General features: G+C 58.7%; 21 protein-coding genes. 12 read left to right on the top strand and 9 right to left on the bottom strand.

What is annotated here, in order from left to right:
* Nucleotides 1–94: 94 nt before the first annotated feature.
* The 8 genes from AEQ67_RS29970 to AEQ67_RS29935 all read left to right on the top strand — a co-directional run bounded on the left by AEQ67_RS29970 (nucleotide 95) and on the right by AEQ67_RS29935 (nucleotide 7,801).
* Nucleotides 95–1,243, top strand: a complete 1,149-nt coding sequence (locus tag AEQ67_RS29970; protein WP_059407371.1) for an iron-containing alcohol dehydrogenase — start codon at nucleotides 95–97, stop codon at nucleotides 1,241–1,243.
* A 116-nt stretch (nucleotides 1,244–1,359) separates the two neighbouring features.
* Complete coding sequence (gene rpe, locus AEQ67_RS29965) at nucleotides 1,360–2,034, top strand: ribulose-phosphate 3-epimerase (protein WP_059407370.1); 675 nt, start codon at nucleotides 1,360–1,362, stop codon at nucleotides 2,032–2,034.
* Complete coding sequence (locus tag AEQ67_RS29960) at nucleotides 2,031–2,849, top strand: phosphoglycolate phosphatase (protein ID WP_059407369.1); 819 nt, start codon at nucleotides 2,031–2,033, stop codon at nucleotides 2,847–2,849. Before rpe ends, AEQ67_RS29960 begins: the two co-directional genes overlap by 4 nt.
* 71 nt (nucleotides 2,850–2,920) lie before the next feature.
* Entirely contained in the window at nucleotides 2,921–4,402 is a 1,482-nt protein-coding gene (gene trpE, locus AEQ67_RS29955) for an anthranilate synthase component I (RefSeq protein ID WP_059407368.1), read from the top strand.
* A gap of 113 nt (nucleotides 4,403–4,515) precedes the next feature.
* Entirely contained in the window at nucleotides 4,516–5,109 is a 594-nt protein-coding gene (locus tag AEQ67_RS29950; RefSeq protein WP_033056198.1) for an aminodeoxychorismate/anthranilate synthase component II, read from the top strand.
* Nucleotides 5,110–5,118: 9 nt separating this feature from the next.
* Nucleotides 5,119–6,168, top strand: a complete 1,050-nt coding sequence (gene trpD, locus AEQ67_RS29945) for an anthranilate phosphoribosyltransferase (RefSeq protein ID WP_059407367.1) — start codon at nucleotides 5,119–5,121, stop codon at nucleotides 6,166–6,168.
* Nucleotides 6,165–7,001 carry an indole-3-glycerol phosphate synthase TrpC gene (gene trpC / locus AEQ67_RS29940; protein ID WP_059407366.1) on the top strand — a complete coding sequence of 279 codons (837 nt, stop codon included), beginning with the start codon at nucleotides 6,165–6,167 and terminating at the stop codon, nucleotides 6,999–7,001. The genes trpD and trpC overlap by 4 nt, the downstream gene beginning before the upstream one ends.
* A 98-nt stretch (nucleotides 7,002–7,099) precedes the next feature.
* Nucleotides 7,100–7,801: a lipoate--protein ligase family protein gene (locus tag AEQ67_RS29935; protein ID WP_059407365.1), complete on the top strand. Its 702-nt coding sequence runs from the start codon at nucleotides 7,100–7,102 to the stop codon at nucleotides 7,799–7,801.
* Between the two features lie 10 nt (nucleotides 7,802–7,811).
* On the opposite strand, the gene crp is transcribed toward AEQ67_RS29935, so the two are convergent.
* On the bottom strand, nucleotides 7,812–8,456 hold the full coding sequence (gene crp / locus AEQ67_RS29930) for a cAMP-activated global transcriptional regulator CRP (RefSeq protein ID WP_059407364.1): 645 nt from the start codon (nucleotides 8,454–8,456) through the stop codon (nucleotides 7,812–7,814).
* A 244-nt stretch (nucleotides 8,457–8,700) separates the two neighbouring features.
* Here crp and AEQ67_RS29925 point away from each other — a divergent pair, with 244 nt between their 5' ends.
* A complete protein-coding gene (locus tag AEQ67_RS29925) occupies nucleotides 8,701–9,123 on the top strand; it encodes an OsmC family protein (protein WP_059407363.1) in 423 nt (140 codons plus the stop codon).
* 174 nt (nucleotides 9,124–9,297) lie between these two features.
* Here AEQ67_RS29925 and coq7 read toward each other — a convergent pair whose 3' ends face one another.
* From coq7 to hemJ, 6 genes are all read right to left on the bottom strand, one after another.
* Nucleotides 9,298–9,945 carry a 2-polyprenyl-3-methyl-6-methoxy-1,4-benzoquinone monooxygenase gene (coq7, locus tag AEQ67_RS29920; protein ID WP_059407362.1) on the bottom strand — a complete coding sequence of 216 codons (648 nt, stop codon included), beginning with the start codon at nucleotides 9,943–9,945 and terminating at the stop codon, nucleotides 9,298–9,300.
* Between the two features lie 202 nt (nucleotides 9,946–10,147).
* Nucleotides 10,148–10,486: a histidine triad nucleotide-binding protein gene (locus AEQ67_RS29915; protein ID WP_059407361.1), complete on the bottom strand. Its 339-nt coding sequence runs from the start codon at nucleotides 10,484–10,486 to the stop codon at nucleotides 10,148–10,150.
* Between the two features lie 81 nt (nucleotides 10,487–10,567).
* Entirely contained in the window at nucleotides 10,568–11,356 is a 789-nt protein-coding gene (locus tag AEQ67_RS29910) for an SDR family NAD(P)-dependent oxidoreductase (protein WP_059407360.1), read from the bottom strand.
* A gap of 62 nt (nucleotides 11,357–11,418) precedes the next feature.
* Nucleotides 11,419–12,393, bottom strand: coding sequence for a DUF805 domain-containing protein (locus tag AEQ67_RS29905; protein ID WP_059407359.1), 975 nt, complete (start codon nucleotides 12,391–12,393; stop codon nucleotides 11,419–11,421).
* 90 nt (nucleotides 12,394–12,483) lie between these two features.
* Nucleotides 12,484–13,452 carry an NAD(P)H-dependent flavin oxidoreductase gene (locus AEQ67_RS29900; protein WP_059407358.1) on the bottom strand — a complete coding sequence of 323 codons (969 nt, stop codon included), beginning with the start codon at nucleotides 13,450–13,452 and terminating at the stop codon, nucleotides 12,484–12,486.
* A gap of 33 nt (nucleotides 13,453–13,485) precedes the next feature.
* Nucleotides 13,486–13,914, bottom strand: coding sequence for a protoporphyrinogen oxidase HemJ (hemJ, locus tag AEQ67_RS29895; RefSeq protein WP_059407357.1), 429 nt, complete (start codon nucleotides 13,912–13,914; stop codon nucleotides 13,486–13,488).
* A 136-nt stretch (nucleotides 13,915–14,050) separates the two neighbouring features.
* On the opposite strand from hemJ, the gene argC reads away from it, so the two are divergent.
* Nucleotides 14,051–15,085, top strand: coding sequence for an N-acetyl-gamma-glutamyl-phosphate reductase (argC, locus tag AEQ67_RS29890; RefSeq protein ID WP_059407356.1), 1,035 nt, complete (start codon nucleotides 14,051–14,053; stop codon nucleotides 15,083–15,085).
* Nucleotides 15,086–15,253: 168 nt separating this feature from the next.
* On the top strand, nucleotides 15,254–15,604 hold the full coding sequence (erpA, locus tag AEQ67_RS29885) for an iron-sulfur cluster insertion protein ErpA (protein ID WP_007947969.1): 351 nt from the start codon (nucleotides 15,254–15,256) through the stop codon (nucleotides 15,602–15,604).
* A 73-nt stretch (nucleotides 15,605–15,677) separates the two neighbouring features.
* Here erpA and AEQ67_RS29880 read toward each other — a convergent pair whose 3' ends face one another.
* Both AEQ67_RS29880 and AEQ67_RS29875 read right to left on the bottom strand, forming a co-directional pair.
* The gene (locus AEQ67_RS29880; protein WP_059407355.1) at nucleotides 15,678–16,769 is read right to left on the bottom strand and encodes an anhydro-N-acetylmuramic acid kinase; all 1,092 of its coding nucleotides are present in this window, start codon (nucleotides 16,767–16,769) and stop codon (nucleotides 15,678–15,680) included.
* Between the two features lie 3 nt (nucleotides 16,770–16,772).
* Nucleotides 16,773–18,203 carry a peptidoglycan DD-metalloendopeptidase family protein gene (locus tag AEQ67_RS29875; protein ID WP_059407354.1) on the bottom strand — a complete coding sequence of 477 codons (1,431 nt, stop codon included), beginning with the start codon at nucleotides 18,201–18,203 and terminating at the stop codon, nucleotides 16,773–16,775.
* Between the two features lie 211 nt (nucleotides 18,204–18,414).
* On the opposite strand from AEQ67_RS29875, the gene tyrS reads away from it, so the two are divergent.
* Nucleotides 18,415–19,614, top strand: coding sequence for a tyrosine--tRNA ligase (gene tyrS, locus AEQ67_RS29870; RefSeq protein ID WP_059407353.1), 1,200 nt, complete (start codon nucleotides 18,415–18,417; stop codon nucleotides 19,612–19,614).
* Nucleotides 19,615–20,182: the final 568 nt, after the last annotated feature.

The following is a 20,182-nucleotide window of genomic DNA, read 5'->3' as shown; positions in this document are numbered from 1 at the left end:
CGGGCTTTCGTCATTCATGGCCTGAATAGCAGACAAACCCCAATCCCCAGCTACTATTGTGTCCAGCTCCCCTATCTATAAGAGGCTGCGCACAATGAGTCTTTCCTCTTTCAAAATCGCTCACAAACTGATCACTGGCGCAGGTGCCATCGAGCAACTGGCCGCCGAGTTGACGCGGCTGGACATCGACAACCCGCTGATCGTCACCGACGCGGCACTGGTCAAGTCCGGCACGGTTGAGCTGGCGCTGGCGCAACTGGGGGATCGGACCTACGAGATTTTCGACCGGGTCCTGCCCGACCCGGAAATCGCCATCGTCGAAGACTGCATGCGGGTTTACCGTGAAGGCGGGCATGACGGGCTGATCGGCCTGGGCGGTGGCAGTGCGATCGACATCGCCAAGAGTGTCGCGGCCTATGCCGGTTATCACGGTGCGCTGGAGGATTTGTTCGGCGTCGATCAGGTGCCGCGCAAAGGCCCGCCGCTGATCGCCATCCCGACCACCGCAGGCACCGGCTCGGAAGTCACCAATGTGGCGATCCTCTCCGACAAGGTCGCGCAGCTGAAGAAAGGTATCGTCAGCGACTATCTATTACCGGACGTCGCACTGGTCAGCCCACAAATGACCCTGACCTGTCCGCGCAGCGTCACGGCCGCCAGTGGCGTCGATGCGCTGGTGCATGCCATCGAGTCCTACTTGTCGTTGAATGCCTCGCCGATTACCGATGCCCTGGCCATTGGCGCCATCAAGCTGATCGCCAAGGCGTTGCCCAAGGCCTATGCCAATCCGTCCAACCTGCAGGCCCGCGAGGACATGGCCACCGCCAGCCTGATGGCCGGTATGGCGTTCGGTAATGCCGGGGTCGGCGCGGTGCATGCGCTGGCCTATCCGCTGGGCGGGCGCTTCAACATCGCCCACGGCGTCAGTAACGCCTTGCTGCTGCCGTATGTGATGACCTGGAACAAATTGGCCTGCGTCGAACGCATGCACGATATTGCCGAGGCCATGGGAGTGAAGACCGCCCATCTGAGCGCCAATGAAGCGGCCGATAAAGCTGTGGAGGCAATGACCGAACTCTGTGCCGCAGTGGAAATCCCGCCGGGCCTGCGCAGTTTCGGTGTGCCCGAGGATGCCATTCCAGCCATGGCCGTGGAAGCCGCGGGGATCGAGCGCCTGATGCGTAACAATCCGCGCAAATTGAGTGCCGTCGATATCGAGAAGATCTACCGAGCGGCGTACTAGAGCCTGTCGGCAATTATTGATTGATGGCAGGCCCAATCATCGCGGCCACAGTGCGCGCGCCAAAGCATGCGGTATACAATGCGCGCCATCGTGATTCTGCTCAAAAAAGGTGCGTCATGCAGCCCTTCGTAATTGCTCCGTCGATTCTCTCCGCCGACTTCGCCCGCCTGGGTGAAGAAGTGGACAACGTCCTGGCCGCTGGCGCCGACTTCGTGCACTTCGATGTCATGGACAACCACTACGTGCCGAACCTGACCATCGGCCCGATGGTCTGTGCTGCACTGCGCAAGTACGGCGTGACCGCGCCAATCGACGCGCACCTGATGGTCAGCCCGGTGGACCGCATCGTCGGAGATTTCATCGAAGCCGGCGCGACCTACATCACCTTCCACCCGGAAGCCACGCAACACGTCGACCGTTCCCTGCAACTGATCCGCGAAGGCGGCTGCAAATCGGGCCTGGTGTTCAACCCGGCGACCCCGCTGGACGTGCTCAAGTACGTGATGGACAAGGTCGACATGATCCTGCTGATGAGCGTCAACCCGGGCTTCGGCGGGCAGAAGTTCATTCCAGGCACCCTCGACAAGCTGCGTGAAGCGCGGGCGTTGATCGATGCTTCCGGCCGTGACATTCGCCTGGAAATCGACGGCGGCGTCAACGTGAACAACATCCGCGAAATCGCCGCCGCTGGCGCCGACACCTTCGTTGCCGGCTCGGCGATCTTCAATGCACCGAACTACCAGGAAGTGATTGAAAAGATGCGTGCCGAACTGGCGCTGGCTCGTCCATGAGTGGCTTTGAGCAGCTGTTCCCGGGGCGTCTGCCGCGGCTGGTGATGTTCGATCTGGACGGCACGCTAGTCGATTCGGTCCCCGACCTTGCGGCGGCCGTGGATAACATGCTGCTCAAGCTTGGCCGCAAACCTGTCGGCATCGAGTCGGTACGCGATTGGGTTGGCAACGGCGTGCAAATGCTGGTGCGCCGGGCTCTGGCCAACCATATCGACGGCAAGAATGTCGATGAGGTCGAGGCCGAGCATGCCCTGGAGCTGTTCAACGGCTTTTACGAGGATGGGCACGAATTGACCGTGGTCTATCCCGGTGTGCGCGACACCCTCAAATGGCTGCAAAAGCAGGGTGTCGAAATGGCGCTGATCACCAACAAGCCGGAGCGCTTTGTCGCACCGCTGCTGGATCAGATGAAGATCGGCCGCTACTTCAAATGGATCATCGGTGGCGACACCCTGCCACAGAAGAAACCGGACCCGGCCGCACTGTTTTTCGTGATGAAAATGGCCAACATTCCGGCCTCCCAATCGTTGTTCGTCGGCGACTCGCGCAGCGATGTGCTGGCGGCGAAAGCGGCGGGGGGCAAATGCGTGGCGCTCAGTTACGGCTATAACCACGGCCGACCGATCGCCGAAGAGTCGCCAGCGCTGGTAATCGACGATCTGCGCAAGCTAATTCGCGGTTGCCTGGATCCGGCCGCTGAGATAACGTTGGCCGACGCTGTTCAACCCCCTTCTGGAAACGCCATCGTGGTGGTCACTCGCAAACTCTGGATGAAAGTCATCAAGGCCCTGGCCCGCTGGCGTTGGCGCGCCTGACTTGTTCCTGGCCGGCGTACCGGCGCGTTTGCATACCTGACTGATAGACCCTCAAGCCACGAGGCTACCCCATGATCCGCGAAGAATTCCTGCGTTTGGCCGCTGCCGGCTACAACCGCATCCCGCTTGCCTGCGAAACCCTGGCCGACTTCGACACGCCGCTGTCGATCTACCTGAAACTGGCTGACGAACCGAACTCCTACCTGTTGGAGTCGGTTCAGGGCGGCGAGAAATGGGGCCGTTACTCGATCATCGGCCTGCCGTGCCGTACCGTATTGCGAGTGCATGATCACCAGGTGAGCGTGACCCACGACGGCATCGAGATCGAAAGCCTTGACGCCGAAGACCCGCTGGCCTTCGTCGAAGAGTTCAAGGCGCGCTACAACGTACCGACTATCCCCGGCCTGCCGCGCTTCAATGGCGGTCTGGTGGGTTACTTCGGTTACGACTGCGTGCGTTATGTGGAAAAACGCCTGGGCAAATGCCCGAATCCGGATCCGCTGGGCGTGCCGGACATTCTGCTGATGGTTTCCGACGCGGTGGTGGTGTTCGACAACCTCGCCGGCAAGATGCACGCGATTGTTTTGGCCGATCCCTCGCAGGACGATGCTTTCGAGCAAGGTCAGGCGCGACTGGAAGAGCTGCTGGAGAAACTCCGTCAGCCGATCACCCCGCGCCGTGGCCTGGATTTCAGCAAGCAACAATCCGCTGATCCAGTGTTCCGCTCCAGTTTCACCCAGGACGATTACGAAAAAGCCGTCGACACCATCAAGGAATACATCCTGGCCGGTGATTGCATGCAGGTCGTGCCGTCCCAGCGCATGTCGATCGACTTCAAGGCTGCACCGATCGATCTGTACCGGGCGCTGCGTTGCTTCAACCCGACGCCTTATATGTACTTCTTCAACTTCGGCGACTTCCATGTCGTCGGCAGTTCGCCGGAAGTGCTGGTGCGGGTCGAAGACAATCTGATCACCGTGCGCCCGATTGCCGGCACTCGCCCACGCGGGGCCAACGAAGAGGCTGACCTGGCGCTGGAAAAAGACCTGCTGTCCGACGACAAGGAAATCGCCGAGCACTTGATGCTGATCGATCTGGGTCGTAACGACACCGGTCGCGTTTCGGAAATCGGTTCGGTGAAGCTGACCGAGAAGATGGTCATCGAGCGTTATTCCAACGTGATGCACATCGTCTCCAACGTTACCGGTCAATTGAAGGCCGGGCTGACGGCGATGGACGCACTGCGCGCGATCCTGCCGGCGGGCACCTTGTCTGGCGCACCGAAGATTCGCGCGATGGAAATCATCGACGAGCTGGAACCGGTCAAGCGTGGTGTCTACGGCGGCGCCGTCGGTTACTTCGCCTGGAACGGCAACATGGACACCGCGATCGCGATCCGCACCGCGGTGATCAAGAACGGCGAACTGCACGTGCAGGCCGGTGGCGGCATCGTCGCCGACTCGGTGCCGGCGCTGGAATGGGAAGAAACCCTGAACAAGCGCCGCGCCATGTTCCGCGCCGTGGCCCTGGCTGAACAAACTCCAGAAAGCTGACCCATGGACTGACCCGTATGCCGGCCGCCTTGACCGATCAAGCGCAGGCCGCAGCGGGCGATTCATCCGAAGGCTGTATTAGAAGTCAGTGAATTCAAGAGGTTCTTAACGCCATGTTGCTGATGATCGATAACTACGACTCTTTTACCTACAACGTTGTGCAGTACCTTGGTGAGCTCGGTTCCCAGGTCAAAGTCGTGCGCAACGACGAACTTACTATTGCCGAAATCGAAGCCCTGAACCCTGAGCGGATCGTCGTTTCCCCTGGCCCTTGCACCCCGAACGAAGCCGGCGTCTCGATTGACGTGATCAAACACTTTGGCGGGAAGCTGCCGATTCTGGGTGTCTGCCTCGGCCACCAGTCCATCGGCCAGGCTTTTGGTGGCGATGTGGTTCGCGCCCGTCAGGTCATGCACGGCAAGACCAGCCCGGTGTTCCACGAAGACAAGGGCGTTTTCGAAGGCCTGAATCATCCGCTCACGGTTACTCGCTATCACTCATTGATCGTCAAGCGCGAAACTCTGCCCGACTGTCTGGAACTGACTGCCTGGACCCAGCTCGAAGACGGCTCGGTTGATGAGATCATGGGCCTGCGCCACAAGACTCTGAACATCGAGGGCGTACAATTTCACCCTGAGTCGATCCTCACCGAACAGGGCCACGAACTGTTTGCCAACTTCCTCAAACAAACCGGCGGCACGCGCTAAGGACTTTTCATGAATATCAAGACAGCCCTGAGCCGTATCGTCGACCACCTCGACCTCAGCACCGAAGAAATGCGCGATGTGATGCGCGAAATCATGACCGGGCAATGCACGGACGCGCAGATCGGCGCGTTCATGATGGCCATGCGCATGAAGAGCGAAAGCATCGACGAGATCGTCGGCGCCGTGTCGGTCATGCGCGAGCTGGCGGACAAGGTCGAACTCAAGACCCTCGACGGCGTCGTCGACGTGGTCGGCACCGGTGGTGACGGTGCCAATATTTTCAACGTATCGACCGCTTCCTCGTTCGTGGTTGCAGCGGCCGGCTGCACCGTCGCCAAGCACGGTAACCGTGCGGTCTCGGGCAAAAGCGGCAGCGCCGACTTGCTGGAGGCGGCGGGTATCTACCTGAACCTGACACCGGTTCAAGTGGCTCGCTGCATCGATAACGTCGGCATTGGTTTCATGTTTGCCCAGACCCACCACAGTGCGATGAAGCACGCTGCCGGCCCGCGCAAGGAGCTTGGCCTGCGTACCTTGTTCAACATGCTCGGCCCGCTTACGAATCCGGCCGGTGTGAAGCATCAGGTGGTGGGCGTGTTCAGCCAGGCGTTGTGCCGGCCATTGGCCGAAGTCTTGCAACGCCTGGGCAGCAAACACGTGCTGGTGGTGCATTCGAAGGATGGCCTGGACGAGTTCAGCCTGGCGGCGCCGACCTTTGTCGCGGAACTGAAAAACGACCAGGTCACCGAGTATTGGGTCGAGCCGGAAGACCTGGGCATGAAGAGCCAGAGCCTGCACGGTCTGGCAGTGGACAGCCCGGCGGCTTCCCTTGAGTTGATTCGCGATGCCCTGGGCAAGCGCAAGACCGAGAACGGTCAGAAAGCCGCTGAAATGATCATGCTCAATGCCGGTGCAGCACTGTATGCCGCTGACCATGCAACAAGTTTGAAAGAGGGCGTTGCCCTGGCGCACGACGCGCTGCACACCGGCCTCGCTCGGGAGAAACTCGAGGAGCTGGGTGCGTTTACCGCGGTATTTCGAGTGGAGAATGAGGGATGAGTGTACCGACGGTTCTGGAAAACATTCTGGCCCGCAAAGTCCAGGAAGTTGCCGAGCGTAGCGCCCGTGTCAGTCTCGCCGAGCTGGAAAGTCTGGCCAAGGCGGCCGATGCACCCCGTGGATTTGCCCAGGCACTGATCGCACAGGCCAAGCTGAAGCAGCCGGCGGTCATTGCTGAGATCAAGAAAGCGTCACCGAGCAAAGGCGTGATCCGCGAGAACTTCGCGCCTGCGGACATTGCCAGGAGTTACGAGAAGGGCGGTGCGACCTGCCTCTCGGTGCTCACCGATATCGACTACTTCCAGGGCGCCGATGCGTATCTGCAACAGGCTCGAGCGGCGTGCAAACTGCCGGTGATCCGCAAGGATTTCATGATCGATCCGTACCAGATCGTCGAAGCCCGCGCGTTGGGCGCCGACTGCGTGCTGTTGATCGTCTCCGCACTGGACGACGTGAAAATGGCCGAGCTGGCGGCCGTGGCGAAAAGTGTCGGCCTCGATGTACTGGTGGAAGTTCACGACGGCGACGAATTGGAGCGGGCCTTGAAAACCCTCGACACACCGTTGGTGGGCGTCAACAACCGCAACCTGCACACCTTCGACGTCAGCCTGGAAACCACGCTTGACCTGTTGCCGCGCATTCCGCGTGATCGCTTGGTGATCACCGAAAGCGGCATCCTCAATCGTGCCGATGTCGAGCTGATGGAAATCAGCGACGTGTATGCGTTTCTGGTCGGCGAAGCGTTCATGCGCGCCGAAAGCCCGGGCACTGAGTTGCAGCGCCTGTTCTTTCCAGAGCGTGGCACTGCGGTGAGCGGTTCTACACTCGACTGAACACATCTTTGCAGGCAACCCGATCCCCTGTGGGAGCGGGCTTGCCCGCGAAGAGGCCATCAAGTACCCCAAAGACTTCATGTCTTACGGAGTCATCCATGACCCAGCCCCTTTCTCTGACCGTCGAAGCCGGCCTCCTCGCCGAACAGGATCTGCTAGCCCATGTCTGCACCGGCGATTCCGAGTTCGGTCTGCTGTTCTGGCAGCCCAGCGATCGGGCCCTGGTCATGCCGCGACGGTTGAATCGTCTGCCCGGATTCGAACACGCCTGTGAAGTCTCCGCCGCTGCCGGTTGGCCGGTGCTGTTGCGTGAAACCGGCGGTGAGCCGGTGCCGCAATCGGCAGCCACGATCAACATCGCGCTGGTCTACGCACCACCCCGTAGCGAAGGTGATCAGAACCGGATCGAAACCGGCTACCGCCGACTCTGCGACCCGATTTGTCAGTTGCTTGATGAATTGGGTGGCGCTTCATCGTTGGGCGAAATTGACGGTGCGTTCTGCGATGGTCGTTTCAACGTCAACCTCGACGGCCGCAAGATGGTCGGCACCGCTCAGCGCTGGCGCCAGAGCAAGGGTGGCTCGCGTCCGGTGGGCTTGGTGCACGGGGCGTTGTTGCTGGATAACGAACGCGAGTCGATGGTGGCGGCGGTCAATCGCTTTAATGAGGCCTGCGGTCTGGAACAGCGAGTGCGCGCCGAAAGCCACATCGCCCTGCATGAGAAATTCACTGCGCCTGATGCGCTGGCTCGTCTCGATGCACTCTACCGACTGAAGCTGGCGCAGATGTTCAACGGCTAAGTTTACGAGCTTAGCGCGTACCGAAGACCACCATGGTCTTGCCTTTGACATTCACCAGGTTGCGTTCTTCCAGATCCTTGAGCACGCGACCGACCATCTCCCGGGAACAGCCGACAATCCGCCCGATTTCCTGACGGGTCACCTTGATCTGCATGCCGTCGGGGTGGGTCATGGCGTCTGGCTGCTTGCACAGTTCCAGCAGGCAGCGGGCAACGCGGCCGGTCACATCGAAGAATGCCAGGTCGCCAACCTTGCGGGTGGTGTTACGCAGGCGTTGTGCGATTTGTCCGCTAAGCACGTAAAGAATGTCTGGATCCTGCTGGGACAGTTCGCGGAATTTCGCGTAGCTGATTTCCGCGACTTCGCATTCGATCTTCGCGCGCACCCAGGCGCTGCGTTCCTGTTCCAGGCCGGCTTGTTCAAACAGACCCAACTCGCCGAAAAAGTCTCCGGTGTTCAGGTAGGCGATGATCATCTCGCGACCATCGTCATCCTCGATCAGGATGGTGACCGAGCCTTTGATAATGAAGAACAACGTTTCCGAGCGGTCGCCGGCACAAATGATGTTGCTCTTGGCCGCGTAGCGACGGCGCTGGCAATGCATCAACAGCTTGTCGAGGTTCTTGATTTTGGGTGTGGGGGCAATAGCAACCATGGTTGTATCCCGAAAAGACTGCACGGTGTGTTTGGTTTTTTGTAGGAGCTGGCGAAGCCTGCGATCTTTTTATTGGCTAAAGCTGGCTATGCGCCAGCGAATTGGCGCCAGCTTAACAGACACTTCCTGCAATATTCGAGAATTTACCTACAACGCGGATGGTTATGTCCTAGGAAGGTGAGCGCTGTCAATCAAGGGGCCTGTGCTAAGCTGGCGACCCTTTTTTATACAGTGGAGTCTGGCGATGAAGGCACGCATCCAATGGGCTGGCGAAGCCATGTTCCTCGGCGAATCCGGCAGCGGTCATGTCGTGGTCATGGACGGTCCGCCCGAGTCTGGCGGTCGCAACCTGGGTGTCCGGCCGATGGAAATGCTCCTGCTGGGGGTCGGTGGTTGCAGCAATTTCGACGTGGTCAGCATCCTCAAGAAATCCCGTCAGGCCGTCGAGAGCTGCGAAGCCTTCCTCGAAGCCGAGCGCGCGACTGAAGACCCGAAAGTCTTCACCAAGATCCACATGCACTTCGTGGTCAAGGGCCGAGGCTTGAAAGAAGCCCAGGTCAAACGCGCCATCGAGCTGTCCGCCGAAAAGTATTGCTCGGCGTCGATCATGCTCGGCGCGGCAGGTGTCGAGATCACCCACGACTACGAGATCATCGAGCTGGGTTGAATCGACCACGAGCACAAAAAAAGGCGACTACCTCACGGCAGTCGCCTTTTTATTGGCCTTGTTGTAGGAGCAAGCTTGCTCGCGATGGACGTTAACGATAACGCGTGTTTGCTGGATAAACGCGTCGCCCTCAGGTCCATCGCGAGCAAGCTCGCTCCTACAGATCAGATCAGATCAGATCCGATAAGTACTCTTGGTCATCACCTTGGCCATCAGACTCATGCCGAACTTCACCGGTGCCGGAAAGCGGAAGCCGCCAGCCTCCAGCGCGCTTTCTGCGTGATGTTCTTCATCGATGCGCATCTGCTCAAGGATCGCCCGGGATTTTTCGTCCGCGGCTGGCAGTTGTTCAAGGTGTTCGTTCAAGTGTTTGCACACCTGATGCTCAGTGGCGGCAACGAAGCCCAGGCTGACTTTGTCGCTGATCAGCCCGGCGACTGCGCCAATCCCGAACGACATGCCATAGAACAACGGATTGAGAATACTGGTGTGGCTGCCCAACTGATGGATGCGTTGTTCGCACCAGACCAGATGGTCGATTTCTTCTTCGGCGGCATGTTCCATGGCGGCGCGCACTTGCGGCAACTTCGCAGTCAGGGCTTGACCCTGATACAGCGCCTGGGCGCAGACTTCACCGGTGTGGTTGATGCGCATCAGACCGGCAACGTGCCGGGTGTCTTCGTCGCTCATTTGTGCTTCCGGCTGCACGATAGCAGGGGACGGACGGTACGGCTGGCCACTGGAGGGCAGCAAAGTACGCATCGCGGCATCGGCTTGCAGCAGAAGTCGGTCAATCGGCGAGTAGTGACGTTGGGTAGTCATGCTGACCTCCGGGAAAAATCTCGGCGGCCAGTTTAACCCAATCGGCCGGGGAAGGTTTGCGTTGGGTCATTGGATAGCACCGTGATCTGTAGGAGCGAGCTTGCTCGCGAAGGACGCAAGAGCGCCGCGTTTAACCAGTAAACACGCGTTATCGTTATCGATCATCGCGAGCAAGCTCGCTCCTACAGGGGATCGTGTTGAATCAGCCCGGCGGCCAATTCATCTGGCGCTGACCCAACACATGCATATGAATGTGATAAACGGTCTGCCCGCCCAGTTCATTGCAGTTCATGACCACGCGGAAACCTTCTTCGCAGCCCAATTCCAGAGCCAGGCGCTGGGCAGTGAACAGAATATGCCCGGCCAATGCCTTGTCGTCCTCGGTGAGGTCATTAAGGGTACGCACCGCTTTTTTCGGGATGACCAGAAAATGCACCGGTGCCTGTGGGTTGATGTCGTGGAAGGCCAGTACCTGGTCGTCCTCGTAAATGATCTTCGCCGGGATTTCCCGGTTGATAATCTTGGTGAACAGAGTATCCACAGCTGTTTTCTCCGTTGTTTGAGCTGGCCTGAGTGTAACCATGGGTTATGCCCGAGCCCAGCCTTTTACCTTGAGGTTCGATCAGCGCGGGCAGTAAGCCTTATTGACCATGCCGGCGATTGTCCGGGTCAGCCACCGCGAGCCCAGCCGAGGCAGAAAGGCGCGCCAGCGGTTGCGTCGGCCCGGAATAATAATGGCGCGATTTTTCTCCAGGGCCCGCACGGTGTAGAGCGCGACTTCTTCAGGGCTCATCAGCATTTTGCTGTCGATCAGTTTGCCCGTGTCCAGTTGAGCAGTGCGGAAAAACCCCGTGCGGGTCGGGCCGGGGCAGAGCACCGACACCTTGACCGCGCACTTCTTCAGCTCGACTCGCAGCCCTTCGGAAAAGTGCAGCACATAAGCCTTGCTGGCGTAGTACGTGCTCATCCAGGGGCCGGGATGGAACGCCGCAACCGAGGCGACGTTCAGAATCTGCCCGCCACCCTGCAACGCCATGCTGTTACCGATGGCGTGACACAGGCGGGTGAGCGCCAGAATGTTCACTTCGATCAGGTCCTGCTCGGTCATCCAGTCCAGAGCCAGGAAGGGACCGCAGGTGCCGATGCCGGCGCAGTTGACCAGCAAATCGATCTGTCGGTCACCTTCTTCCAGTTCCAGCAGGAATCCGGACAGCCGCAACGGCTCGCTGAGGTCGCAGGCACGGAACAACACTTCCACGCCAAAACGTTGAGTCAGTTCAATCGCAATACTTTCCAGCTGATCACGCTGTCGGGCCACCAGGATCAGGCTGCGGCCGCGCCGGGCCAGCGCTTCGGCCATTGCCAGGCCGATGCCGCTGGAAGCACCAGTGATCAGAGCGTAACGGGTCATGCAGTTCTCCATCGCAACAGCTCCGCGCCGGCGACGCAGGTGTCACGGGCGGGGAGCGCTGTTCATTCTTTCGCAGAGTCTACAGGGGGCTGGGCTTCTTCGGCTGCATCGTCAGCTGAATTCGGCGCCTCCTCAGCCTCGGCGGCTGGCTCTACTTCGACTTCATCGGTGATCACCGAGCCACTTTCATAGCTGGTTTCGGCAGCGCTTTCGTACTCTTCCTGGATTGCAGTGATGCCTCCGGCCAGTGCTCCAATCACGACGATGGCGATAAACACTATCCACAGCGAAGACAACACCTTGACCGCCGCGCTGTTGGGCGGAGGTGGCGCGCCGTACCGATTGGCTGTGGCGTTGCCCGGCACAACCATGATGACAAACGGGAAGAAGCTGCCCACGAATGGCACAAGGTTCAACAACCAAAGCCAGCCGGACCAGCCGATATCGTGCAGGCGCTGGACGCTGAACTGGATACTCACGAACGCGAGCGCTACAACAAGGATGAACGCCAGCAGGCCGCCGAGGATCAGGCCTGCGGTCGAGTCCGTGCTGATGAGCGCCAAGCCGAAAATGGCAAACACTGAGCCAATGGCAAGCGTCACCAGCGTCAGGGCCATCGTCCAGGCCAGAAAACGCAAGCGGCCGATGCGGCCCTCGAAGCTGAATGGCTTGAGCGGAGCAAACGTTGGCAGCGCTTCGCCGACGGCAGCGCGCGGTGGCGCGTACGGTGATTCCGGATCTGTCGTCAGTGGTGCGCGGGGAGGAATGTGTTCGTGAGCATCGGCCAGATTCAGTTCGATCGAAGGTTCGGTTTCGATTCGCGCATCGATGCCGGTTTTCGTCAGCGCTTGAAGGTAAGTCTGTGCGTCTGTCTGTGACAGGTCGCGCTTTAGGGTAATCGCCTGACCGCTGAACAAGCGTTCGACGGCAGCCACCTCGCTTTTGTACAACGCGGCGAGATTGAGCTTGGCGGTGGTGATGTCAACACCAGGCAACAGAGCGCCGTCGAATACGATCTTGAAACGGTTTTCGCTCATTGCGAGGCATCCTTGTCGCGAGTGCTGAATAGAGAGTGTGGCGCGCTCGCAGTGTAAGGCCAGCCAAGTGTGACTGGCCAAACTTTATCGTCAGCGCGGCCAGCGTTTCGGCAGCTGTGCCGCCAATTCCAGAGCCTTGCGGTATTCGGCGTCCAGGCGTGCGACTAGCTGATCGACACTCGGTAAATCATCGATTTCGCCGACACCTTGGCCCGCGGACCACACGGTTTTCCAGGCTTTGGCTTCATCGCTGATAGGTTTGAGCTTGGAGCCGAAGTCGACCTCACCCTTGCCCTGCAACGCGGCCATGTCGAAACCCGCCGCCTCCAGGCTCTGGCGCATGAAGCTCGCCGGCACGCCCGATACCGCAGGAGTATGGACGATGTCCGCCGCTCTGGCGGTCAGCAGCATCTCCTTGTAAGCGTCAGGCGCATGACTTTCAGTGGTGCCGATAAATCGCGTACCGAAGTAGGCCAGATCCGCACCGAGCAGTTGCGCGGCGAGAATCTCGTGGCCGTGGTTCAGGCAACCGGCCAGCAACAGCGTTTTGTCGAAGAACTGGCGAATCTCGGCAATCAGCGAGAACGGGCTCCAGGTCCCAGCGTGTCCACCCGCGCCTGCGGCAACAGCGATCAAGCCATCCACGCCGGCCTCGGCAGCTTTCTCGGCATGACGACGGGTCGTCACGTCATGAAACACCAGGCCGCCATAGCTGTGGACTGCATCGACCAGTTCTTTCACGGCGCCGAGGCTGGTGATCACGATCGGCACTTTGTGTTCGACGCAGATCGCAAGGTCCGCTTGCAGTCGTGGGTTGCTGTTGTGGACGATCAGGTTTACCGCGTAAGGCGCGGGGTTCTCCAGTGTCGCCAACCCTGCTTCGATTTCTTCCAGCCAGGCCTTGAAGCCGCTGCTCTCGCGCTGGTTCAGTGCGGGGAAGCTGCCCACCACGCCATTGCGGCAGCAGGCGAGCACCAATTGCGGGTTGGAAATCAGGAACATCGGCGCTGCCACCACGGGCAGGCGTAAACGTTGTTCGAGCAGAGCGGGCAGCGACATTGGAAGTACCCCGGTAAGTTGTGCTGATTGAAATTAGAACGGCCGAACCACGACCAGAATTACGATAGCCAGCAATATCAGAACCGGCACTTCATTGAACCAGCGATAAAAGACATGGCTGCGGGTGTTTTCGCCACGGGCAAAACGTTTTACCTGGGCGCCGCACATGTGGTGGTAGCCGATCAGGATCACGACGAGGGTCAACTTGGCGTGAATCCACGCACCTTGGCTGAAGATGCCGGGGTTGAGGTAGATCAGTGCAATACCGAAAATCAGGGTGGCGATCATCGCCGGCCCCATGATGCCCCGATACAGCTTGCGCTCCATGAGGCTGAAGCGCTCCTTGCTGACGGTGTCCTCGCTTTGCGCGTGATAAACGAACAGGCGCGGTAGATAAAACAGGCCGGCAAACCAGCAGACCATGCTGACGATGTGAAGCGCTTTGAGCCACAGATAAAGCATTTTTTAGTTATTCCCAGGTTCACGGTAGGCTGGATAGTAGAGGCTTGAGGCTCCGCACGTCACCTTGCCGGTTGTCGCAGAACGATACGGGCCCTATTATCGACGGCTTTCCAGTGGGTTCGTTGAGGGCAGGTTTATGGTCAAGGTCGGTATCGTCGGCGGCACGGGTTACACCGGTGTCGAACTGCTGCGTCTGTTGGCACAGCATCCGCAAGCTGAAGTGGTAGTGATCACTTCCCGATCCGAGGCCGGTCTGGCCGTGGCTGATATGTACCCGAACCTGCGCGGTCATTACGACGGCCTGGCGTTCAGCGTTCCGGACATCAAGACCTTGGGTGCCTGCGACGTGGTGTTCTTCGCCACGCCGCACGGTGTTGCCCATGCATTGGCAGGTGAACTGCTGGCGGCTGGAACCAAAGTCATCGACCTGTCGGCAGACTTCCGTCTGCAAGACGCCGATGAGTGGGCCAAGTGGTACGGTCAGCCGCACGGCGCACCGGAACTGCTGGAGGAGGCGGTCTACGGCTTGCCGGAAGTCAATCGCGAGCAAATCAAGCAGGCGCGCCTGATCGCTGTACCGGGCTGCTACCCGACGGCGACGCAATTGGGTTTCCTGCCATTGCTCGAAGCTGGTATTGCCGACACCACTCGCCTGATCGCTGACTGCAAGTCCGGTGTCAGCGGTGCCGGTCGTGGTGCTTCTGTAGGTTCGCTGTACTCCGAGACGTCGGAAAGCATGAAGGCTTACGCGGTCAAAGGTCACCGTCACCTGCCGGAAATTCGCCAGGGTCTGCGTCGCGCAGCGGGCAAGGACGTCGGTCTGACCTTCGTTCCGCACCTGACGCCGATGATTCGCGGCATTCACTCGACGCTCTACGCGACCGTCGTGGATCGCTCGGTGGATCTGCAAGCGCTGTTTGAAAAGCGCTATGCCAATGAACCGTTCGTCGATGTCATGCCGGCTGGCAGCCATCCGGAAACCCGCAGCGTGCGCGGTGCCAACGTTTGCCGTATCGCCGTGCATCGTCCGCAGGATGGTGACCTGGTTGTGGTGTTGTCGGTGATCGACAACCTGGTCAAAGGTGCGTCGGGGCAGGCGGTGCAGAACCTGAACATCCTATTTGGTCTGGATGAGCGTCTGGGCCTGTCCCACGCGGGCATGCTGCCGTAAGGCTTTATCCCGCTCAGCAAAAAGGCCCTCTTGAAGGGCCTTTTTGCATTCCGCGCCGGCAATCGGGTTTATTGATATACCGTAACAATAGTTGACCAATTTTCTAGGAGAAGCGGATAATGCGCGTCATCACGCATTATGGCGGCGTAACGCCGGGAGATAGTCAGCATGAGCGTCGAATCCTTCACCCCCACGGCTTTGCAATTCACTCACGGTGCCGCGCACAAGGTGAAGAGTCTGGTCGATGAAGAGGGGAATGATCGCTTGAAGCTGCGCGTATTCGTTACGGGCGGCGGTTGTTCAGGTTTTCAGTACGGCTTTACCTTCGATGAAGAAGTGGCCGATGACGACACCATCGTCGAGCGCGAAGGCGTGAGCCTGGTCGTGGACCCGATGAGCTTCCAGTACCTGGCAGGTGCCGAGGTGGATTATCAGGAAGGTCTGGAAGGTTCGCGTTTTGTGATCAAGAACCCGAACGCCAGCACCACCTGTGGCTGCGGCTCTTCGTTCTCGATCTGATCGCAAATCACTGCATCACCAAGCGCCGCATGGCTTCAGGGCTCTGCGGCGTTTTGCTGTCCGGGGTTCTGCTTCAGGCCGGATAGATGGCGCCGAGTACGCGCAGGCCTCGGGCGCCGGTGACGCTCGGGCGGTTGGCCGCGATGCCTTCCAGGCAGCAATGGGCCAGCCAGGCGAAGGCCATGGCTTCGACCCAGTCCGGGTCAACACCGTAGGCCGCGGTGCTGCTGACCTTGGCGTTCGGTAGTAAACCAGCCAGGCGGTTCATCAGTGTCGCGTTATGCGCGCCGCCGCCACAGACCAGCAACTCTTGGGTATCTGATTGAGCGCTTTGCAGTGACTCGATAATGGTCAGTGCGGTCAGTTCAAGCAGCGTTGCCTGGACATCTTCGGCAGCGAAGGGCGGCAAGTGTGATAGGTGTTGTGTCAGCCATGGCAGGTTGAACACTTCGCGTCCGGTGCTTTTCGGGCCTTTGGTCACAAAGAACGGATCGCTGAGCAGCGCTTTCAACAGAACAGGTTCGACTTTGCCGCTGGCAGCCCATTGGCCGTCACGGTCAAAGTTATCGCCGCGTTGCTGGTGAATCCAGGCATCCAGCAAAACATTTCCTGGCCCACAGTCGAAACCGGCGACAGGTTTGCCGGGCTCTATCAGGCTGAGATTACTGAAGCCGCCGACGTTCAACACCGCACGGTTGCCTTTGCGCTCTTCAAACAGGGCTTCGTGAAAGGCTGGAACCAGTGGCGCGCCTTGCCCGCCAGCAGCAACGTCGCGGCTGCGGAAGTCGCTGACCACGGTGATGCCGGTCAACTCGGTCAATAAGGCAGGGTTGCCGATCTGCACCGTGAACCCGCGTGCCGGTTCGTGGCGAATGGTCTGGCCGTGGCTGCCTATCGCACGAATGTCTTCGGGCTTGAGGTTTTGTTGGTCGAGAAGGGTGTGAACGCCCTGAGCCGCCAGTTTTACCCAGTTCTGCTGGGCAATGGCGGAGCGGGCAATCTCGTCCGGGCCGCTGGCGCACAAGCCAAGCAGCTCGGCGCGCAGGGATTCAGGCATGGGAATGTAGTGCGTGGCGATCAGCCGGATCGCCGAGGCTTGCTCGATCAGCGCAATGTCCAGGCCATCGAGGCTGGTCCCGGACATCACACCTATATAGAGCGCCATGGCTTAGCGTTTGCTCGAGGCCAGCATGGTGGCCTTTTCTTGATCCATACGCGCCATCAGTGGCTGACTCTGCGCCAGGAAACGTGCGCGTTCGGCTTTGGCAATCGGATCGGCCATCGGCAGCTTCTGGCCCAGTGGATCGACGTGCACGCCGTTGACCTGGAACTCGTAATGCAAGTGCGGCCCCGTGGAGAGCCCGGTGGTGCCGATGTAGCCAATAACCTGGCCTTGCTTGACGGTGCCGCCAGTCTGCACGCCCTTGGCGAAGCCCTGCATGTGCCCGTACAGCGTACGGTAAGTGTTGCCGTGCTGGATGATCACGGTGTTGCCGTAGCCACCGCGGCGACCGGCCAACAATACTTTGCCGTCACCGGCAGCCTTGATCGGCGTACCGCGCGGTGCTGCATAGTCGACACCTTTATGGGCGCGGATCTTGTTCAGGATTGGGTGCTTGCGGCCCATGGAGAATTTCGAGCTGATGCGGGCAAAGTCTACCGGGGTACGGATAAACGCCTTGCGCATGCTGTTGCCGTCGGCGGTGTAGTAGCTGCTGTTGCCTTGTTTATTGGTGTAACGCACGGCGGTGTAGGTCTTGCCGCGGTTAGTGAAGCGCGCGGACAGGATCGGGCCGTTGCCGACAGCTTTGCCGTTGACCACTTTCTGCTCGTAGATCACGTCGAATTCGTCACCCTGGCGAATATCCTGGGCGAAGTCGACGTCATAGCCAAATACGCTGGCCATGTCCATGGTCAGGCTGTGAGACAGGCCGGCACGTGCGGCCGACTGCGACAGCGAGCTGTTGATCACGCCGTGAACATAGGCGGAGCGGACGGTAGGTTTGGCAGTAATGCGGTTGAACGCGTAACCCTTGTCGCTCTTGGTCAGGCTAATGCTTTCGACGTCGCTGACTTTGCTGTGCAAGTTGGTCAGTTGGCCGTCGGGGCTGAGTTCGAATTCGAGTTTCTGGCCATGTTTGAGTTGGCTGAACTGCTTGGCTTGCTTGTCGCTGGACAGCACTTCATGCACTGAAGCGGCCGGAAGACCGACTTTCGCGAACAGTGTGGAGAGCGTGTCGCCTTTGGTGACGATCACTTCCCTGTGATTGGGCGCCTTCTTTTCTTCGACGATGGGCGCAGGAGCGGGTTCCGGTGCGGCCTGGGCGGTTTCCTGAGTGTCTTCGGCGCTGTTTTCGATCTGCGCGAAAGGGGAAGCTACTGGCTCATTTGTGGCTTGGACGGCGTCAGCAGCGTCTTGATCTTGTGTCAGTTGTTCAGCAGGGCTTTCCAGTTCAAGACTCAGAGTTGTCTTTTTGGCTTCAACATCACTGGAAGGGAATACCAGAAGCGCCAGGCTCAGTAGAGCGGCTATGCCACTTGCTGCGAGCAGGTGAGTCTTCGGGTAAAGCGGTGGCGCTTTAGACGATTCTTTGGTCATAGGTAATTTTGACTTTGAAAAAAGATGAATTGGAAAAGATGAATGACATGATGAAGATGAAATAACTGTATAAAATATAACCAAATCATCTCTGAAGCAAGTCCGCGACGCTCTGTCCGTGGATTGGCGTCCGTGCGCCGGGCAGAACTTGTATTTGACGCGCGATCTTGTATGGTTGGTTCCCTTTGAATTCGAGCCTTGCGGGTCTGTTATGAAGTCGGTTGAAGAGCAGCTAGCGCTGATCAAACGTGGTGCGGAAGAACTGTTGGTCGAGTCCGAGCTGATCGAAAAGCTCAAGCGTGGCCAGCCGCTACGTATTAAGGCAGGCTTCGATCCGACTGCGCCGGATTTGCACCTGGGTCACACCGTGCTTATTAATAAGCTGCGCCAGTTCCAGGAGCTGGGGCATCAGGTGATCTTCCTTATAGGTGACTTCACCGGGATGATCGGTGATCCGAGCGGCAAGAGTGCAACACGCCCGCCGCTTACCCGCGAGCAGGTCCTCGAGAATGCCGAGACCTATAAGACTCAGGTCTTCAAGATCCTCGATCCGGCTAAAACCGAAGTTGCGTTCAACTCCACCTGGATGGATCAGATGGGGCCGGCCGATTTCATTCGCCTGACGTCGCAGTACACCGTAGCTCGCATGCTCGAGCGTGACGACTTCGACAAGCGCTACACGTCCAATCAGCCAATCGCCATTCACGAGTTCCTTTATCCGCTGGTTCAGGGTTATGACTCGGTTGCCTTGCGCGCGGATGTCGAGCTGGGTGGCACCGATCAGAAGTTCAACCTATTGATGGGGCGTGAATTGCAGCGCGGTTACGGTCAGGAGCCTCAGTGCATTCTGACGATGCCGCTGCTCGAAGGTCTGGATGGTGTGAAGAAGATGTCCAAGTCCTTGGGCAACTACGTCGGTATCCAGGAAGCGCCAGGCGTCATGTACAGCAAGCTGGTCTCCATTCCTGATGTGTTGATGTGGCGCTACTTCGAATTGCTCAGCTTTCGCTCCATGGATGAGATCGATGCGTTCCGTGCAGATGTCGAGGCGGGCGCAAACCCTCGCGACATCAAGATCAAATTGGCCGAAGAGATCGTTGCGCGCTTCCATGGTGAAGAGGCTGCGGCCAATGCTCACCGTGCGGCGGGTAACCGTATGAAAGAAGGCGAGTTGCCGGACGATCTTCCAGAGATCGAATTGACTGCTGCCGAGGATATGCCGATCGCTGCCGTCCTTAATAAAGCAGGGCTGGTGAAGAACTCGGCTGTTGCGCGTGATCTGCTGGGTTCGGGTGGTGTGCGTATAGATGGTGAGGTCGTCGATCGCACCTTTATATATGCACTGGGCGCGACCCATGTTTGCCAGGCCGGCAAGAAGGCATTTGCACGTATTACGCTCAAATCCGAATAAAGCTGGAATTAGGGGTTGACGGTAGATTCTGGAGGTCTATAATTCGCCCCACTTCCGGCGCAGTCGAAACGGAAAACTCCTTGGCAAACAAAGAGTTACGCAGTTTTCGGCAGCAAGTTGCTTCAGTTCATCGAAGCCTGGAAGGAGTTGTTAAGGCAGTGTGTTTTCGCCTTATCAACGATTCGATCTTCTCGGTCGAAAGCAGCGGAAAAGAGGTGTTGACAGCAGCGAGTAACGCTGTAGAATTCGCCTCCCGCTAACGAGAGATCGGAAGCGCAAGTGGTTGAAGTTGCAAAGGAAACTTTGAGGACTTCGAAAAATAACCGCTTGACAGATACAGAGGACGCTGTAGAATGCGCGCCTCGGTTGAGACGAAAGTCTTGATCAACCGCTCTTTAACAACTGAATCAAGCAATTCGTGTGGGTGCTTGTGGAGTCAGACTGATAGTCAACAAGATTATCAGCATCACAAGTTACTCCGCGAGAAATCAAAGATGTAACCAACGATTGCTGAGCCAAGTTTAGGGTTTCTTAAAAACCCAAAGATGTTTGAACTGAAGAGTTTGAT

Source organism: Pseudomonas sp. RIT-PI-q (assembly GCF_001297125.1).
Classification (GTDB): Bacteria; Pseudomonadota; Gammaproteobacteria; order Pseudomonadales; family Pseudomonadaceae; genus Aquipseudomonas.
The sequence above is the reverse complement of the archived record's forward strand: the minus strand, read 5'-3'. Positions and strand labels throughout refer to the sequence as shown.

Excerpts from the sequence above, each read along its gene's own strand:
- AEQ67_RS29970 (WP_059407371.1), top strand. The coding sequence starts at position 95 with ATGAGTCTTTCCTCTTTCAAAATCGCTCACAAACTGATCACTGGCGCA.
- rpe (WP_059407370.1), top strand. The coding sequence starts at position 1,360 with ATGCAGCCCTTCGTAATTGCTCCGTCGATTCTCTCCGCCGACTTCGCC.
- AEQ67_RS29960 (WP_059407369.1), top strand. The coding sequence starts at position 2,031 with ATGAGTGGCTTTGAGCAGCTGTTCCCGGGGCGTCTGCCGCGGCTGGTG.
- trpE (WP_059407368.1), top strand. The coding sequence starts at position 2,921 with ATGATCCGCGAAGAATTCCTGCGTTTGGCCGCTGCCGGCTACAACCGC.
- AEQ67_RS29950 (WP_033056198.1), top strand. The coding sequence starts at position 4,516 with ATGTTGCTGATGATCGATAACTACGACTCTTTTACCTACAACGTTGTG.
- trpD (WP_059407367.1), top strand. The coding sequence starts at position 5,119 with ATGAATATCAAGACAGCCCTGAGCCGTATCGTCGACCACCTCGACCTC.
- trpC (WP_059407366.1), top strand. The coding sequence starts at position 6,165 with ATGAGTGTACCGACGGTTCTGGAAAACATTCTGGCCCGCAAAGTCCAG.
- AEQ67_RS29935 (WP_059407365.1), top strand. The coding sequence starts at position 7,100 with ATGACCCAGCCCCTTTCTCTGACCGTCGAAGCCGGCCTCCTCGCCGAA.
- crp (WP_059407364.1), bottom strand. The coding sequence starts at position 8,456 with ATGGTTGCTATTGCCCCCACACCCAAAATCAAGAACCTCGACAAGCTG.
- AEQ67_RS29925 (WP_059407363.1), top strand. The coding sequence starts at position 8,701 with ATGAAGGCACGCATCCAATGGGCTGGCGAAGCCATGTTCCTCGGCGAA.
- coq7 (WP_059407362.1), bottom strand. The coding sequence starts at position 9,945 with ATGACTACCCAACGTCACTACTCGCCGATTGACCGACTTCTGCTGCAA.
- AEQ67_RS29910 (WP_059407360.1), bottom strand. The coding sequence starts at position 11,356 with ATGACCCGTTACGCTCTGATCACTGGTGCTTCCAGCGGCATCGGCCTG.
- AEQ67_RS29905 (WP_059407359.1), bottom strand. The coding sequence starts at position 12,393 with ATGAGCGAAAACCGTTTCAAGATCGTATTCGACGGCGCTCTGTTGCCT.
- AEQ67_RS29900 (WP_059407358.1), bottom strand. The coding sequence starts at position 13,452 with ATGTCGCTGCCCGCTCTGCTCGAACAACGTTTACGCCTGCCCGTGGTG.
- hemJ (WP_059407357.1), bottom strand. The coding sequence starts at position 13,914 with ATGCTTTATCTGTGGCTCAAAGCGCTTCACATCGTCAGCATGGTCTGC.
- argC (WP_059407356.1), top strand. The coding sequence starts at position 14,051 with ATGGTCAAGGTCGGTATCGTCGGCGGCACGGGTTACACCGGTGTCGAA.
- erpA (WP_007947969.1), top strand. The coding sequence starts at position 15,254 with ATGAGCGTCGAATCCTTCACCCCCACGGCTTTGCAATTCACTCACGGT.
- AEQ67_RS29880 (WP_059407355.1), bottom strand. The coding sequence starts at position 16,769 with ATGGCGCTCTATATAGGTGTGATGTCCGGGACCAGCCTCGATGGCCTG.
- AEQ67_RS29875 (WP_059407354.1), bottom strand. The coding sequence starts at position 18,203 with ATGACCAAAGAATCGTCTAAAGCGCCACCGCTTTACCCGAAGACTCAC.
- tyrS (WP_059407353.1), top strand. The coding sequence starts at position 18,415 with ATGAAGTCGGTTGAAGAGCAGCTAGCGCTGATCAAACGTGGTGCGGAA.